The organism is Planktothrix sp., assembly GCF_046067725.1.
Taxonomy (GTDB): domain Bacteria; phylum Cyanobacteriota; class Cyanobacteriia; order Cyanobacteriales; family Microcoleaceae; genus Planktothrix.
The window spans coordinates 16,906-33,795 of record NZ_JBJUDF010000260.1 but is presented as its reverse complement, the minus strand read 5'-3'; the positions used below and the strand labels follow the sequence as shown (position 1 = coordinate 33,795).

The 16,890-nt window shown below is 39.4% G+C and carries 16 protein-coding genes; 9 read left to right on the top strand and 7 right to left on the bottom strand.

All coding sequences use genetic code 11. The annotated features are described in order from the left end of the window. Both ACKPEB_RS16195 and ACKPEB_RS16190 read left to right on the top strand, forming a co-directional pair. The coding region (locus tag ACKPEB_RS16195; RefSeq protein ID WP_408965985.1) for a UDP-N-acetylmuramoyl-L-alanyl-D-glutamate--2,6-diaminopimelate ligase at positions 1–1,221 on the top strand (1,221 nt) is incomplete at its 5' end. Positions 1,222–1,521: 300 nt separating this feature from the next. Then, positions 1,522–2,232, top strand: a complete 711-nt coding sequence (locus ACKPEB_RS16190) for a hypothetical protein (protein WP_408965984.1) — start codon at positions 1,522–1,524, stop codon at positions 2,230–2,232. Positions 2,233–2,292: 60 nt separating this feature from the next. Here the strand turns inward: ACKPEB_RS16190 and ACKPEB_RS16185 are convergent, their stop codons facing one another. From ACKPEB_RS16185 to ACKPEB_RS16170, 4 genes are all read right to left on the bottom strand, one after another. Continuing rightward, positions 2,293–3,105, bottom strand: a complete 813-nt coding sequence (locus ACKPEB_RS16185) for a sulfite exporter TauE/SafE family protein (protein ID WP_408965983.1) — start codon at positions 3,103–3,105, stop codon at positions 2,293–2,295. A gap of 33 nt (positions 3,106–3,138) precedes the next feature. Beyond that, positions 3,139–4,122 carry an acetamidase/formamidase family protein gene (locus ACKPEB_RS16180; protein WP_408965982.1) on the bottom strand — a complete coding sequence of 328 codons (984 nt, stop codon included), beginning with the start codon at positions 4,120–4,122 and terminating at the stop codon, positions 3,139–3,141. Positions 4,123–4,194: 72 nt separating this feature from the next. Further along, positions 4,195–5,178: a cysteine synthase A gene (locus ACKPEB_RS16175; RefSeq protein WP_408965981.1), complete on the bottom strand. Its 984-nt coding sequence runs from the start codon at positions 5,176–5,178 to the stop codon at positions 4,195–4,197. A gap of 123 nt (positions 5,179–5,301) precedes the next feature. Further along, positions 5,302–5,940, bottom strand: a complete 639-nt coding sequence (locus ACKPEB_RS16170; RefSeq protein ID WP_408965980.1) for a peroxiredoxin — start codon at positions 5,938–5,940, stop codon at positions 5,302–5,304. 15 nt (positions 5,941–5,955) lie between these two features. Here ACKPEB_RS16170 and ACKPEB_RS16165 point away from each other — a divergent pair, with 15 nt between their 5' ends. Continuing rightward, positions 5,956–6,144, top strand: coding sequence for a hypothetical protein (locus ACKPEB_RS16165; protein ID WP_408965979.1), 189 nt, complete (start codon positions 5,956–5,958; stop codon positions 6,142–6,144). Here the strand turns inward: ACKPEB_RS16165 and ACKPEB_RS16160 are convergent. After that, complete coding sequence (locus ACKPEB_RS16160; protein WP_408965978.1) at positions 6,136–7,824, bottom strand: DUF3352 domain-containing protein; 1,689 nt, start codon at positions 7,822–7,824, stop codon at positions 6,136–6,138. The two genes, ACKPEB_RS16165 and ACKPEB_RS16160, sit on opposite strands and share 9 nt — an antisense overlap. Positions 7,825–8,036: 212 nt before the next feature. Here ACKPEB_RS16160 and ACKPEB_RS16155 point away from each other — a divergent pair, with 212 nt between their 5' ends. Both ACKPEB_RS16155 and ACKPEB_RS16150 read left to right on the top strand, forming a co-directional pair. Further along, entirely contained in the window at positions 8,037–9,692 is a 1,656-nt protein-coding gene (locus tag ACKPEB_RS16155; protein ID WP_408965977.1) for a GspE/PulE family protein, read from the top strand. An 87-nt stretch (positions 9,693–9,779) separates the two neighbouring features. Continuing rightward, positions 9,780–11,459 carry an ABC1 kinase family protein gene (locus ACKPEB_RS16150; protein ID WP_408965976.1) on the top strand — a complete coding sequence of 560 codons (1,680 nt, stop codon included), beginning with the start codon at positions 9,780–9,782 and terminating at the stop codon, positions 11,457–11,459. A 172-nt stretch (positions 11,460–11,631) separates the two neighbouring features. Here the strand turns inward: ACKPEB_RS16150 and ACKPEB_RS16145 are convergent, their stop codons facing one another. Next, positions 11,632–11,970 carry a type II toxin-antitoxin system HicB family antitoxin gene (locus tag ACKPEB_RS16145; protein WP_408965975.1) on the bottom strand — a complete coding sequence of 113 codons (339 nt, stop codon included), beginning with the start codon at positions 11,968–11,970 and terminating at the stop codon, positions 11,632–11,634. A 171-nt stretch (positions 11,971–12,141) separates the two neighbouring features. On the opposite strand from ACKPEB_RS16145, the gene ACKPEB_RS16140 reads away from it, so the two are divergent. The 3 genes from ACKPEB_RS16140 to ACKPEB_RS16130 all read left to right on the top strand — a co-directional run bounded on the left by ACKPEB_RS16140 (position 12,142) and on the right by ACKPEB_RS16130 (position 14,039). Continuing rightward, a complete protein-coding gene (locus tag ACKPEB_RS16140) occupies positions 12,142–12,636 on the top strand; it encodes a DUF427 domain-containing protein (RefSeq protein ID WP_408965974.1) in 495 nt (164 codons plus the stop codon). A 281-nt stretch (positions 12,637–12,917) separates the two neighbouring features. Continuing rightward, positions 12,918–13,517: a tRNA-(ms[2]io[6]A)-hydroxylase gene (locus ACKPEB_RS16135; RefSeq protein WP_408965973.1), complete on the top strand. Its 600-nt coding sequence runs from the start codon at positions 12,918–12,920 to the stop codon at positions 13,515–13,517. Between the two features lie 42 nt (positions 13,518–13,559). Further along, positions 13,560–14,039: a GNAT family N-acetyltransferase gene (locus ACKPEB_RS16130; RefSeq protein ID WP_408965972.1), complete on the top strand. Its 480-nt coding sequence runs from the start codon at positions 13,560–13,562 to the stop codon at positions 14,037–14,039. 133 nt (positions 14,040–14,172) lie between these two features. On the opposite strand, the gene ACKPEB_RS16125 is transcribed toward ACKPEB_RS16130, so the two are convergent. Further along, positions 14,173–14,595 carry a hypothetical protein gene (locus tag ACKPEB_RS16125; RefSeq protein ID WP_408965971.1) on the bottom strand — a complete coding sequence of 141 codons (423 nt, stop codon included), beginning with the start codon at positions 14,593–14,595 and terminating at the stop codon, positions 14,173–14,175. A 345-nt stretch (positions 14,596–14,940) separates the two neighbouring features. Here ACKPEB_RS16125 and ACKPEB_RS16120 point away from each other — a divergent pair, with 345 nt between their 5' ends. Then, complete coding sequence (locus tag ACKPEB_RS16120) at positions 14,941–16,827, top strand: response regulator (RefSeq protein ID WP_408965970.1); 1,887 nt, start codon at positions 14,941–14,943, stop codon at positions 16,825–16,827. Positions 16,828–16,890: the final 63 nt, after the last annotated feature.

Below are 16,890 nucleotides of genomic sequence, written 5' to 3'. Positions count from 1 at the left end.
GCCTTGGGCCCCTTTGCCAAAGAATTGTATGGGGATCCCTCTCAAGACCTCACCGTGATTGGCGTGACGGGTACCAATGGCAAAACCACCACCACGCAATTGATTGAGTTTCTGTTGAAAACGGCCGATCGCCCCACGGCGCTGCTGGGCACGTTGGTGGTGCGTTGGCCGGGCTTTGAGCAAACGGCGATTCATACCACGCCCTTTGCGGTGGAGTTGCAGGAGCAGTTGGCCAATGCTCGATCGGCCGGGGCGGACTATGCCGTAATGGAAGTTAGCTCCCATGCCCTGGCCCAACGACGGGTGCAAGGTTGTGAATTTCAGGTGGCGGTTTTCACCAACCTGACGCAGGATCACCTGGACTTCCACAACACGATGGAAGAGTATTTTGCGGCGAAGGCCCTGCTCTTTCAGTCCAACTACCTGCGGGGCCGGGCGATCGTCAACTTCGATGATCCCTATGGAGCGGCCCTCGCAGCTCAGCTCGATCATGATCGCTGCTGGTGCTATAGCATTGACGACTCCAAAGCCGATTTTTATCTGAGTGATTTGAGCTATGGCCTCGATGGGGTCAGCGGCACGCTGCACACGCCGGCTGGCGCGATCGCGTTTCGATCGCCCCTCGTGGGTCAATTCAACCTGCAAAACTGGCTGGCCGCCGCCGCCACCGGGTTGCACCTGGGTTTGGATCTCTCGGCCATGGTGCAGGCCCTGGCCCAGTTCCCCGGTGTGCCAGGCCGAATGCAGCTAGTCCAAGTGACCGATGCGCCCTTGCCCCAGGACATTAGCGCGATCGTGGACTATGCCCACACGCCCGACAGCTTGGACAATGCCCTGCGGGCGGCCCGTCCGTTTGTGCAAGGGCGCTTGATTTGTGTGTTTGGTTGTGGGGGCGATCGCGATCGCACTAAACGTCCGAAAATGGGGAAAATTGCCGCAGAATTAGCAGATGTAGCGGTTGTAACCTCGGATAATCCCCGCACCGAAGATCCGGAACGGATTTTACAAGATGTTTTAGCCGGAATTCCTGAGACGATCAAGCCGATGGTGATTGCGGATCGAGCTCAAGCCATTCATACGGCGATTTTGGAGGCTCAACCCGGAGATGGGGTTTTAATTGCTGGAAAAGGCCACGAAGATTATCAAATTTTGGGCACAGAAAAAATTCATTTTGATGATCGAGAACAAGCCCGTGAAGCGTTAGCAAATCGAATGCAATAGTCACATACGACTGAGACATCGTTGATGAAAGAGGGTTGAGAGTGGGGAGTTTGTTAACTCTTGCTTTCAATCCTTAATTTTTTACCAGACTTTTACTAAAATTTTACAAAACCAGAAACAAAAATGTTTGAATCTTAACAGAAAACTTGATAGTATCAGCGAAGAAGTATTAAGCTCAGGGTTTATTCATAGATTCAGCTTTCCGTTTTCCCCTTGGGTTAGTTTATTAACTCCATTAACCAGAGATTGCATCTTGTTGATTTCAAACGTTACCACCACTGACACAGAAGAGAAAGTCAAATGGAACTATTCTTTGCCTATTATATACTTGGAGCTTTAGCTTCATTTTCTGTTTGCTTTAAAGCCTTTGTAAACGATTCAACAACTCCCTTAACGGATCAAACATCCTGGGGAGTTTTAGCTGTAACAACGGTTTTTTGGCCGATTACCATTCCAATTTCTTGGCTAGAATTAACCAGCAAATCCCAGACAGTGGTAACACCCTCTTCAGGTAGCATACTTGAAAACCATTTTTATCCCTCCCAGATGGCTGTGATTAACCCCTCTCCTGCGGAAACCGTGCAACCTTTACCTCAAAAGAGGAATTATAATCAGCTTCGATTTCTGCCCTTGGGGTATTTACTCCGACAAGCGGGATTAGTCACGGACTTTCAAATTAAGTTTGCTTTACAAGCCCAAAAAGACAAGTTTAAACATCTCCGTTTAGGGGAAATTTTAGTTGCTCAAGGCTGGATTGAGCCAGAAACCATTGATTTTTTTGTTGAACATTTACCGAATCTGCATCAACAACCTTACAAAAAACCTTTGAGTCAATATTTAAAAATGGCTAAACTATTAGATGATCAACAAATGTATGAAATTCTAGCAGAGAACCCAAAAACTAATTTACAATTGGGTGAGTTAGCGGTAGAAAAGGGATGGCTGAAACCAGAAACCCTTAATTTAATATTACAGTATCTCGGAGAAGAATATCAAGTTAAGGTGAGTTGAAATCGACGTTTTTTTCTGATGATAGAATCAGGGTGCTCTAATCAACATAAGCGGTCAAAATCATTCAGATTGTACCCAAGCTTGTTTAAAGATATAAACAGACAGAATAACCAAAAATATTCTAAACATTAAACTAACGGTTTGATCGGATAATTTCGGTAGAAATCGAGTGCTAATTTGCGCTCCTAATAATCCCCCTAATCCTAAGATAATTCCTTGAAGCCATAAAACATTGCCTTGGATGGCGTGTCCGAAACAAGCGGAAATAGCAGTAATTACAATAACTCCTAAGCTGGTTTGAATTGCAACTTTAATGGTTTCTCTTAATAAAACGATCTGCAAAGGAACCATAATAATTCCGCCTCCGACCCCAAATAATCCCGCTAGAATTCCGGCTGAACCTCCAGTTAAAATCCGAGATAAAACAGGATTTAAGGCAACATTTTGATCACAATCAACCGTAGATTCAGAATTTTGCTGTTCTTCTTGTTGTTTTTTTTGAGCCGTGATTTGTTTGCGAACTTCAACTAAATAAACGTTCAATAACAATAAACATCCAAATAGAAATAATAATAAACGCGAGGAAAATAACTCCGCTAAAAACACCCCAATTTGTGCCGTTAATATGGCTGGAAATCCAATACCAATCACCCGATTTAAACTTAAATATCCCATGCGCCAATTTTGAAGACTACCGGAAATAGCGGTAATGACAATTGATAAACTACTGGTAGCAACTGCTTGAACCGGGGTATATCCTAACGCCACTAATAAGGGTACTAAAACGGTTCCTCCTCCAATTCCTAAAAATCCTGCTAAAATTCCTGCAATTAATCCCGCAGTTGCTAAAATAATTAATTCAAAAAAGGTCATCTTTAATACTTCCGTAGGATGGGTTAATGAGCATCAAGTTTTGTACAGAAATCCGGTTTCTGGAATGGGGGGTAAAATTGATTTAGAAATCATGCCATGAACTCCTTTTTGCGGACGATTAACCACTTGAGTAATTCTAAAATTAGCGGCTAGAGAACATAAAACATAAGCATCTTCTGCGTCTATTCCAAAGAATTGTTCTAAAACCTGAATCATTTGTTTTAAAGCCGCTTCAAATGCTAAATCTAAAGTTTCTGCAAATCCCATTGTAATAATATCTGATGACGTTTCTGCTAGGGGAGAACTTAAACCTATATTTTTATGTAAATTTAGTTTAATTTTACCGTTCATTGAAGTTTCAATGGCTGTAACATTCACTTCTCCTTCCCCCTGTGCTGAATGTCCATCACCAATAGAAAATAACCCACCCGGAACAAAAACGGGTAAGAATAAACGAGAACCCGCTTGCAATTCTGGGTTATCTAAATTACCACCATAAATTCCGGGTGGAATTGAAGAGCGTTGTGTTTCAGGTGTGGCGACTCCTAAAATTCCAAAAAAGGGTTTTAGGGGAATTTTAATCCCACTATTAGGCGGAAATTCTGCAATATTTTGCTCTAAATCTAAGGGAATAAATCGTAATCGAGATTGAGAAAATTGTTCAGGTAAAGCACCCCACCCACTCCGAATGGCATTAAATCCCATTGCTAAACGGGGGGAAATTTCCTCTAATTGAACTTCTAAGACATCTCCGGGTTCTGCCTCTCGAATATAAATCGGGCCAGTTAACAAATGAGAACCTGGCCCAACAATTCGTTCAGGAGGTAAATTCTGGCAAATTTCTAGGAATTCTGGGGTAAGAAATTCTGACGGTGCATCCGGGTAAATTTTAAATCCTGTATAGGTTTCTACTGCAATAGAATCACCAGAATTGATGATTAAAGCTGGAGGTAAATTGCAGGAAAATCCGCCTAAATGTACCGTTGTGCAAGTCGCTTTGAGTCGATGATGAGTCATGGGTTTAACACCTCAATCTTGAACCTTATTTTTGTAGGGGCGAGGTTTTCTCGCCCTAAAAACCAACGCAATTTAATCTAAATTATCCGGCCAGAGATTGCGTTCTTGTAACCATTGCTTATTAAACAATTTAGATTGATAACGAGCACCTCCATCACATAAAACCGTTACAATCGTATGACCTGGCCCCATTTCTTTTGCCAAAGCCACGGTCGCAGCCACATTAATTCCAACGGAACCCCCCATAAATAATCCATCTTTTCTTAACAGTTGATAAATCACCCGTAAAGCTTCAGAATCATCAACTGCAATGGCATCATCAATAGGAACATTTTCCATATTGGCTGTAATTCGACTATTCCCAATTCCTTCGGTAATAGAATTCCCTTGAATCGTAATTTCTCCGGTTTTAACATAACTGTATAACCCACTTCCCATCGGGTCAGCCACAACAGTTTTAATCTGAGGATTTTTCTCTTTTAAAAATAGGGAAACTCCGGCAAAAGTACCTCCGGTTCCGGTTGCTGCCACCCAAGCATCAACTTTTCCATCGGTTTGTTGCCAAATTTCTGGCCCGGTTGTTTCATAATGGGCTAAACGATTGGCTAAATTATCAAATTGATTTGCCCAAACCGCATTTTCCATTTCTGATGCTAAACGCCCTGATAATTTAACATAATTATTGGGATCTTTATACGGAACAGCCGGAACCGGGCGAACTTCTGCTCCTAATGTTCTTAACGCTTCCATTTTCTCTGGGGATTGAGTTTCAGGAATAATAATTAAACATTTGTAGCCTTTCGCATTACAAATATGGGCTAATCCGATTCCGGTATTTCCTGCGGTTCCTTCCACAACGGTTCCACCGGGTTTGAGTAATCCTTTTTCTTCTGCATCTTTAATAATATATAAAGCTGCTCGATCTTTAACAGATCCACCCGGATTTAAAAATTCTGCTTTTCCTAAAATTTCACATCCGGTTTCATCGCTGAAACTATTTAATCGAATTAAAGGCGTATTGCCAATTGTGCCAACAAAACCGTTTTTAATGTCCATGAACAATGTCCTAGTTAAAATTTTCAGTGCGTTTCTTTTATTGTAGGGATTAACTGGACTGACGGAAAAACCCGATTTCTGATTTTTCTCTTCACAAATCGGGTTTTTATTGTTCTGATTCGTTTATTTATTGGGTTGAGGGGTTAGACGTAAATAAGGTTTGACTTCTTGATAGCCTTTCGGGAACTTCTCTTTCAAAACTTCAGGGTCTTTGAGGGAAGGAACAATCACACAATCCTCGCCATCTTTCCAATCAGCAGGAGTGGCGACGCTGTAGTGATCCGTGAGTTGCAAAGAATCAATGACCCGCAGAATTTCATCAAAATTGCGTCCGGTGCTGGGAGGATAAGTTAAGCTTAAACGTAGTTTTTTATTGGGGTCAATAATAAAAACAGTCCGCACTGTAACCGCAGCATTTGCATTCGGATGAATCATGTCGTACAATTCCGATACTTTGCGATCTGGGTCTGCTAAAACCGGATAATTAACGGTGGTATTTTGAGTTTCATTAATATCTTGAATCCAACCTTTGTGGGACTCCGCATCATCCACACTTAACGCAATCACTTTAACGTTGCGTTTGTCAAATTCGGGTTTTAATTTAGCAACAGTTCCCAGTTCCGTTGTGCACACGGGTGTATAGTCCGCCGGGTGAGAAAATAACACCACCCAACTCTCTCCAGCCCACTCATAAAAGTTAATGTCACCTTCGGAGGATGCTTGAGTAAAGTTGGGTACGGTATCCCCAAGTCGCAGTGTCATAGTTAATGTCCTGTTATGTCAATTCAACCTTGCTTTTTCATCATACCCCAGTTTTCCCATCGGATTCAAGGAATTTCTCAAATTTCTATTCCCAACAACAAAGGGAACAGCTTAACTGTAAGCGGTGAAAAGGTTTCAGGCCCAGTAGAGACGCGCCATGGCGCGTCTCTACAACTGGTGTCTGTTTTGATGCGGTTAACGTAGCCTTAAAAAAATGGTTGCGTGTTGAACGTTACCCACGCGATCGCGACTACTAATCGTAAACGATCGCAAATGATCAAAAAACGGTTTAGCCGAAAGTTCAACTAATTTAAACAACGGTAATTGTTGATTGAAAAACGCCCGACTGGTTAACCAATTCAGATAGAAATAACCTTCATTACTTTCGGGTAAAACGTCTAAACTGGCTTTAAAATCGGGGTCTTCTGTAATAATATTAGCCGTTTTTGCAGCCGATAACGCTTCATCCATCGCTTCAACCGAAGTGGTAAAAATTTCATATTTACCCATTGTTGAATGGACTCCTTTTGCATTCGCTTGAATTAACCGGGTTTTAGTTTTAGCTTTATCTTTTTTCTCTAAAACCACTGGGGTTAATTTTGTCCAAGCCGAAAGGGTATTTTCATTCAAGGTAAATGACCCCACACTATAGCCTTGTGCTGTAGCAATTTGATCTAAATTTGCAATCGATTGATCCGCATTTTCTGAACGTTCAGCAACAAAAACCCAGTCCCATTTTTCATCATCATGGGGAACCACAGCTAACGCATATTCTCCTGTCACCCAATTAAAAATATCTTGAGGTAAATCTAACCCCCATAAGGTTTTAATTCCCTCGATGGGTTGGTTAATAAATTTCTCTAAAGATGGATTAACCGAAACAATTGCTGAGAAATCAGACCACAGTTGTTTTAAGTTTTTTCCCGCAATTAATAAGGGACTATTGGAACTAATATAATTTAACACTTCTACGGATTGAGAGAAAGCTGGCGAAGGGTTAATTGTATCGGCTTCTAAGGCGGTAATCAGGACGGTTTCTGCTAAAAGTCCTTTAGGATTAATCCCTAATGATAGTGCTAAACTAGGTTGTTGACTAATCAATTCTTGATTTTCAGAATTGCTTAATTGCCAATTTCCTAAATTAAAATATCCAAACCCGACCCCACCAGGTTTTAATTCTTGTAGAGCTTTTTGATAAGCGTCAGATTGACTTAAATTCAGATTAGCCTGCACAGTATTTAAGGCTTCTTTCATCACTTTGGGATAGTTAGCAAATAACACAAAGCGATCATTAATTAACGCTGTTACTAAACTCGGTGCATCGTTCACCTCTCCTTCAAAGGGTCGGCGATAGACTAATTTTACCCCTCGATATTGATCCTCAACAATCTCTAAACCTGACTTGATTTGTTTCTGCCAAAATCGATCTAAAACCTCTTGACTTTTTTGAGCATTTTTAGTAGATAAAGCTACAAAATATCCGGGTTGTTCTCCATTATCAGGAGAACGATCTAAATCCGGCGTCACTAAAGCCCAAGTGATTTCATTCCCCAACCAAGGTTGAATCTCTCTACCATAATTTAAACCCGTATTTGCTAAAAGACTTTCTTTAATCGGGTTAAGTTCAATTCGATTATTATTAGTTTTTTGAGAAAAGGTTAAAATTTTTCCAACAGATTCTAACCGATCTGGATTGACTAATAATGAAACCATTGCGGGTGCAGTCCGAGGAACAAACATCGCCGCTTCTGGCGCTGTTTTGTTGCTTCCTGTTACTAAAGCCGTGGGGTTTTGACCTGACAGCCAATAAAACCCCCCAATTCCCAGGAGTCCTAAAACCACCAGACCAATAACCAAAATCTTAGGAAATGAGCGTCCTTTCATAAGCTTAACAGTTGAGTCAATAACATTGCTCGATGGGATTTCAGACTTTATTATCCGTCAGTTGTGTCCTGTTGATACAGATGAGTAGGATTGACGTTAAAAAAGGTTAAGAAATATGCCTTTCTATTATAATGAATATAGAAGATCAATTTGCATCTAATTTTTCTCAACTTAATTTTAAATCTCATCACATTCATCCCAGTTCTAACCTTATGAGTTCAACTACACCCGTTTTATCAGCTTGGCAACAACTGAGGAATCAAAGTATTACCTGTGAACAAGCTTTAAAAAATTTAGTCGATGACCAAGGGATTTTAAACCTAAAATTATTAGATCGAGATGTAAGTTTCCGATTTTTTAGAGAATTTCCCGATCGCAACGTTTTACCCCCCGTGATTCCTTTATTATTATGGCGAAATTGTTATTATTTAGGCTGTCCAGTAGAAGTGCCGATGGAGACCCTGAGAATGATGGGCGATCGCACTTTTTCAGATATTAAACTTATCCCCATTGATGATAAAAGTTATCGCGCTTGGTATCATACCCAAAATCTTGATCCCCATCGAATTACCGCCACACCTTTAATTAACCCGTTAACGGGAGAATTAGAACCAGAAAACGTCAGTGAAACGACAGAATTATATTTATCAAAAGCAGCCGATCAGCTAACTCGAATTAAAACCTTAATTTCAGGGGCGTTAAGAAATCGCGCCAGTGATATTCATTTAGAACCGACCCAAGAGGGCTTAAGAGTTCGCTATCGAATTGATGGTTTACTTCGCAATATTACGCTGTTACCTGGCGATATTGGACGCAAAGTCATTGTGGCAATTAAAGTCATGTCAAATATGGATATTGCCGAAAGTCGTCGCCCCCAAGATGGCAGAATTGGAGAGAATTATGTTTCGGAACAAGACTTAGAAGTTGCCCTAGATATGCGCGTGAGTACCCTGCCTTGTGTGGGGGGAGAAAAAGCCGTAATTCGATTATTACCTCAAGAAAATCCCTTCTCAGGATTAGAAGATTTAGGCTTTTCAGAAACTACATTAAATATCTATAAAAGTTGGTTGTGTCAACCCCAAGGAATGATTATTTTTACCGGGCCAACCGGGTCAGGAAAAACCAGTACCCTTTATAATAGTTTGTTGGCTGTGGCGACGGAAAATGTTAATGTCGTGACCGTTGAAGATCCCGTTGAATATGTTTTACCCGGTATTACTCAAACACAAGTTCATGAACGCGCTGGGATGACATTTGCGGCTGGATTACGTGCAATCTTGCGACAAGATCCTGATATTATTATGGTGGGAGAAATTCGCGATCGCGATACCGCAGATACGGCTGTTCGTGCCGCATTAACGGGGCATTTAGTGTTGACAACTTTGCATACGAATGATGCTATTGGTGCAATTCCTCGATTAAAAGATATTGGCCCTGATCCGGGGTTAATTAGCGATGCTTTATTAGGAATTGTGGGACAACGCTTAACTCGTCGTGTGTGCCCCCATTGTGCAGAATCTTACACTCCAACCGCTATGGATTTAGACCTTTTAGGGTTAGAATTAAAAGAAGCAAATCCCGACAGTTGGCGCAAAGGTCGAGGCTGTTCTAACTGTTTTTATTCCGGCTATTCAGGGCGAGAAGCGATTGTAGAATTATTAGCCGTTGATGATCCCATTCGTCAAATTATTTATGAAGGAACCTTAACAGAATTGCATCGTTATTTACATGAAACTGGCTTTTTATCCTTCCGCATGGCTGCTATTCAAAAAGTCACCACTGGAGCCACAACCGTTGAAGAAGTTCAGCGAGTTTTACCCCGCAGTGCCTTAACTCGGAAATTCTCAATTCAAACATTAAAATTGTAAAAATTAACAAAAAATAGGAATTATTCTACTCAGGTTGATTCATTCTATTTTACACCTTTTCTACTGATTTTTATTCTATTATTTCCCATGCTCACTCAAATGGATTCTAAACCGCTTCGCTGGCAACAAACTCGATATTCTCCCTTAACGAGACAATTAGATGTTTTCACCGCCTGCGGACTGTTTATGTTCTTTTTATGGTGGGATAGAAGTCTAGCAAATAATACCTCACTTCAGAGACGAAAACGGGCAACTTGGTTAGTTAAAACCATGTTAGATTTAGGGCCAACTTTTATTAAAATTGGGCAAGCCTTATCGACAAGATCCGATATTTTACCCTTAGAATATGTTGAAGAATTAGAGAAATTACAAGATAAAGTTCCGCCTTTTAGTAGTGATCAAGCCGTTGCTATTATTGAAGCCGAATTAGGTAATTCTTTATTTACATTCTATCGAGATTTTGATGAACAACCGTTAGCGGCGGCTAGTTTAGGACAAGTTCATAAAGCTAGACTTCATACCGGAGAAGATGTGATTGTTAAAGTTCAGCGTCCAGGGTTAAAACAATTGTTTGATTTAGATGTACAAGCCGTGCGTCGGGTGATTCAATTTTGTCAACGGAATTTTAGTTGGACAAGACTTTATAATTTGGATGATTTATATAATGAATTTTTTATGATTTTATATCAAGAAATTGATTATATTAAAGAAGGAAAAAATGCGGATCGCTTCCGAGAAAATTTTAAAAATTATCCGGGTATTTTAGTTCCTAAAGTGTATTGGAAATATACCACCCATAAAGTTTTAACGATGCAATACTTACCCGGAATTAAAGCGGATGATCGAGATAAATTATTAGCCTATGGAATTGATGTAAAACGGTTAAATCAGTTAGGAATTTGTTGTTATTTAAAACAGATTCTTCAGGATGGGTTTTTTCAAGCTGATCCTCACCCCGGAAATTTAGCGGTTAGTGTGGATGGGAATTTGATTTTTTATGATTTTGGCATGATGGCAGAAGTCAAAGCTTTAGCCAAAGATCAGATGATAAAAACCTTTTTTGCGGTGTTAAAAAAAGATACGGATGTCGTGTTAGATACGTTAGTAGATATCGGTTTAATTGAACCTGTATCAGATATGAAACCTGTACGGAGAATGGTTCGGTTTTTATTAGAAGAATTTACGGAAAAACCCGTTGATTTTCAAATGTTTAATCAAATTAAAGAAGAAGTTTATGTCATGTTTGAGCAACAACCTTTCCGTTTACCTGCTCAAATGATGTTTATTTTAAAGTCTTTAACCACCTTAGATGGTCTAGCAAGAACCTTAGACCCGAAATATAGTTTGGTCGCTTGTGCTCAACCGTTTGTCAAGAGTTTAACCATTTCTCAAGAACGAGGTAATTTAGTCGGAGAACTCGCAAAACAGGCGCGAGATTTTATTAAATTTAGATTACAACAACCCAGTAAATCAGAAGTTTTAATTCGTCGTTTAGAAGAACGTTTAGAAGAAGGAGAGTTACAAATTAGAGTCAAGTCTGTAGAAAGCGATCGCGCGTTAAAACGAATTAATTTAGCGTTAAAAAGTTTGATTTATATCTGTTGGACAGGGTTTACTTTAATTGCTGGAGCGATTTTATTAATTGGGAATTATCAAGGATGGGCAGTTTTTGTGTTAATTTTATCAATATTAGGGTTATGGATGTCGGTGCGATCGCTCTTTAATCTTGCTATTCGAGAACGCTTAGATCGTATTGCAGAAAGTTAAGGGTTAAACTGTCCAATCTTCTATTAATAAATTGGGTATTTTTTCAAAATCTTTACGGTTACGAGTGACTAAAATTGCTTGTTGAGACAGAACAATAGAAGCAATTTTTAAATCTTGTGTTCCTATCCTAATTTAGAGATGTGATCCGTATCTAATACCTATAAACTCATCATTATTCCTCCTCGGCATCAATTTCGTTACGGTAATCTTGAATAGGCTCTAACACTTTCTCAAATAGAGGATCATTTTCAAACATTCCCGCAAATTGTAACCAAGGATGCTCCGGTTGAGGAATTTCAATTTCTAAATCAATAATTTCTGTATCCTTAAAAAATGCCTGGAGACGCTCAGATAATTTTTTAATCGCTTCTTCTTTGCTATTAGCTGATGCTTTTAAACTGGGATCGTTTAAGACAAAGGTTTGATATTTCCCATTTTTTAATTTTTTGATACCCACTTCATATTTAACTTTATTAACCGAACTGATTAGGGGAGGAGAGTTAGTTAACATTATGCAATTTAACCTCAATATTATCTTGATTTTAACAATTTTATTGAAGTTAGTCAAGAATCAGCGATCGCTCTTTAATAGCGGTATCCTAGAAGAATGAGTTTGAAAGTTACCCTAAAATATGGCAAAATATAATTTAATTGCTCACCCAAAACTAAGGAATTAATCAAAATGCGACCTAAACCAATTCCTCCCAAACCCGGTCAAGAATCTGTGTGGGATTATCCCCGTCCGCCTCGTTTGGAAGATGTCAATCAACCAATTAAAGTTATTTTTAATGGGATTATTTTAGCCGAAACTCAACGAGCAAAACGAGTCTTAGAAACCAGCCATCCTCCGGTTTATTATATTCCGCCTGAAGATATTCAATTCCAATATTTACAACTGACTTCTCGTAAAAGTTGGTGTGAATGGAAGGGGGCTTGTAGTTATTATAATATTGCAGTCGGTGATAAACAGGTTGCGAATGCAGCTTGGGGTTATTTGAACCCGGTTCCTGAATTTATTGATATCAAAAATTATTGTAGTTTTTATGCCAGTTTAATGGATGCTTGCTATGTGGGAGATGAATTAGTAAAAGCTCAAGCTGGCGATTTTTATGGCGGTTGGATCACTGAAAATATTGTGGGGCCATTTAAGGGAGAACCGGGAACAATGGGATGGTAACTGATAGAATTGACCTAACCCCCCAGCCTCCTTCCCACCTCTCCCTGCCCTCTCCACCTCTCCCTACCCTCTCCTACAAGGAGAGGGAAAAGGAAGAATATTTTTATTCGGAAGGGGGAGAATATAATCTTATTATTCAATTTTATACCCAATTATAACATCAAGAATTCTTCCTACCCTCGCCTTTTAGGAGATGGGCTGGGGGAGAGGTCAAACCAACCATTAATGACAGCAAAAAGATATAATAGAATAAACCCATTTAATGACCATTAATTTTAGCAATGACAACTTTAAATTTACCCAAAATTAAATTTCTGAAAACCCCGACTTCTCAAGCTTGGGTTGAACAAGCGATCGCCAATTTAGACACAATTTTACTAGATCATTCCCACTGTGAACGTAAAGCCGCCGGAGTTGCGATTAACTTAATGTTTCGCTATCCTTCTAGTGTCAAATTAATTAAAGAATTAACGGCGATCGCTAAAGAAGAATTAGAACATTTTGAACAGGTGAATCAATGGTTAGAACGGCGAGGCGTACCCTTAGCACCGTTATCAGCACCTCCCTATGGTGCGGGTTTAAATCAACAAGTGCGACGAGATGAACCCCAACGAATGTTAGATTTACTGTTAGTTTCAGGATTAATTGAAGCCAGAAGTCATGAACGATTAGGATTATTATCTCAATATTGTCCTGATCCTGAACTCGCTAAATTTTATCGCGGGTTAATGGCTTCTGAAGCGAGACATTATGGCATTTATTGGATATTAGCAACGACTTATTTTGATCAGGAGATCGTTACAAAGCGGTTAGAAGAATTAGCCACTGTAGAAAGTGAGTTATTATCAACATTATATCCTGAACCGAGAATTCATAGTTAAAATCATAGAACTGATGCAAATTATTAATTATAGAGGTAAACGATGAACCGAAAATATCAAACTTTTTTAATTCGAGATTGGCAACCGCAGGATCGAGAAACTGCTACGGGTTTAATTGCGTCTGTTTTAACCGAATATGGTTTAGGGTGTGAACCTTGCGGTGCGGATTTAGATGTATATGAAGTCGAGAAATATTATCAGCAAACCGGAGGAGAATTTTGGGTAGTCGAACAGAATACTAAATTAGTAGGAACTGCCGGATTTTACCCGATTCAACGGGGAATTAAAGCGGTTGAGATTAGAAAAATGTATTTGTTATCAGAAGTTAGAGGAAAAGGATTAGGAAAATTTTTATTATTAGAATTAGAACGGGTAATCAAAGAAAAAGGATTTAAAGAAATTTGGATAGAAACAGCAAGCGTTTTGCAAGAAGCAGTTAAACTGTATGAAAAATACGGCTATCAACCCACAACAGGCGTTGAAACAAAACGCTGTGATTTAGTTTATAAAAAAGAGATTTAAGCAACCGGGTTTCTGTACAAAAACTATTGAGAGATTGGCAAAAATTGTATTAGAAACCGGGTTTCTGTAAAAAAACTATTAATATGTTTCCCAATTGTGTATTAGAAACCCGGTTTCTGAGCTAAAAGCTGATCTAATTCTGATTAAATAATTCAAAGATTTGACGACAAAACAGTTTTAATTTTTCAGCCGATTCAGCTTCCGGTTGAGTTTGACCGACAAAATTCCAATTTTCAATCGTTGAAACTTTCCACTGTTGTCCTTGATGGTCATATCCCGCCGCTTCGACGCCGATAACCCGTCGGGTTTGATCAACCGGATCATGATGAAACCGAATTTCAATTAAAATGCAGCGACTTTGTAACCAGCGACTGCGACCCGGAAAGTGAAAACCAATGTCAATGGAATCGGGGTCAACCAGTTCCCGCGTTTCTGGGTCATTTGTCCAGGGTTTGAGATCCACTCGCGCATCGGGAAATTGAGCTTTAAATAAATTGACAACCGATGCAATTTTGCTGGCAATTACCACGTTATTGGCCTGTTCAGCAGCGTTCACGAAACCACTCTCCTCCAAAATAACAGTCTGAGTGCCTTTATTAACTTATGTTAACTACAGATGATTCCTTGAAGACTGTTAATAGTAAACACTCACCCCAAAATTTCCCAGAGACGTCCAAAGCGGGAATCAAAGCTCTACTTGTTACAAAAATTAATATAAAAAGCCAAATCAAGGGACGGAAAACAGCCAAAAAACAATTCTATCACTCAAAACTAAAGTTGGTTTCCATTGGGAAACCAACTTGATCTGGCTGAATCGATCTATTAAAATTAAAGGAGAAGAAAAATAGATAATCCTGACTAAAAATTGTGTCAGCAATCGAATCTAGGGATGACACCAACCATGAGAATTTTATTGGTAGAAGATGATTCAAGTTTTGCAACAATTATTCAAGAATTATTAAGTCAGCAATATTATTTAGTCGATTTAGCTTATGACGGAGAAATGGGTTGGAGACTAGCAGAAGCCTTTGAATATGATCTGATTTTATTAGATTTGATGCTGCCTAAATTAGATGGTTTAAACTTTTGTAAACAACGGCGACAAAAAGATGATCGTACCCCAATTTTATTGATCACCGGGGAACATACCAGCACCACAAAAGTTGCGGGTTTAGATGCTGGGGCGGATGATTACCTCGTGAAGCCCTTTGATTTAGAGGAATTATTAGCACGAATTCGTGCTTTATTGCGCCGAGGACATGATGCGTTAAATCCCGTCATTGAATGGGGACTTTTACAGCTTGATCCAAGTAATTGTCAAGTCAGTTATGGGGAGAAATGCCTAAAATTGACGGCTAAAGAATACGCTTTATTAGAACTCTTTTTACGCTATCCTCAACGGATTTTTAGCCAAGCCGCTTTGTTAGATCATTTATGGTCTTATGATGAACCGCCATCGGAAAATGCAGTGCGAACTCATATTAAAAGCCTGCGACAAAAATTAAAAAAAGCTGGGGCTAATGAAGTTATCGAAACGATTTATGGTTTAGGATATCGCTTAAAAGAAAGGGTTACTCAACCGTTAAACGTTCAATCTTCACCTTCTATTTCTAATGCTAAAAAAACAGAAGCTTTGAATTTAAACAAAATTTGGCAAAAACAAAAACATAAATATTTTAATCGAATTAGTATTATTGAAGATGCGATTCAATCGTTAAAAACTCATAATTTCACCTTAGAAATACAACAAAAAGCCTTAAGGGAAGCTCATACTCTTGTGGGTTCATTGGGAGCTTTTGGTTTTAAAGAAGCTTCTGAAATCTCCCGTGAAATCGAACAGTTGTTAAAAGTAGATATCAATCAAAATAACATTAATTTCAACAATTTGTCAACGTTAATTGAAACAATTAAACAGCAATTAAACTATCGATCACAACAAGCCTGCGCTCCAATTTCACCCCAATCTCCCTCTCGTTCTCTTGCCTTTGTAAAAGCAGCCCAACTGTTAATTGTAGATGATGATCAAGGGTTAGCAGAAGTTTTAGTTACAGAAGCGATCGCCAGGGGAATAAGTGCTTGTGCCAGCTATAGTTTACAGCAAGCACGTCAAAAATTGCAACAAAATTCTCCCGATGTCGTGCTGTTAGATTTAAGCTTTCCAGAGTCTACCGAATCCGGGTTTGAATTATTAGCAGAACTAGCCAGTCAGACCCCACCGATTCCCGTGATTGTCTTTACAGCTAAAGAAAGTTTTGCTGACCGCGTGAAAGTAGCTCGTTTAGGAGGGCGAGGCTTTTTACAAAAACCGATTTCTCCTGCGGAGGTGATAGAAACTGTCAGCAATGTTTTACAGAAATCTCAATGCAATGTCGGCAAATTATTAATTGTTGATGATAATTTAGAAATCTTGGATTGGTTACGAACCGTATTAGAACCTTGGGGATTAGAATTGATTTTACTGGATAATCCTCAACAATTTTGGAACATCCTAGAAGCATCGAACCCCGATTTACTGATGTTAGGAATTCATTTACCCGGTGTCAGTGGAGCAGAACTGTGTCAAGTGGTTCGCAATGATCCCAAATGGAATGACTTACCCGTCTTAATGCTTTCATCGGACAGAGATTCAGAAATTGTGCAGCAAGTGTTCATGGCTGGGGCTGATGACTATATTCAAAAACCCATTGTTGAACCCGAACTGATTGCTCGTGTGTTTAATCGTCTGGAACGAAGCCAACTCAGACGTAAAATTGCCGCCCAATGTTACCCCCGTGTATTCAAAACTTAACTAGCGATCCCGATTAAATCAGATACAATCAATACAGAATTAAACTTGATCATCAATTGCTCA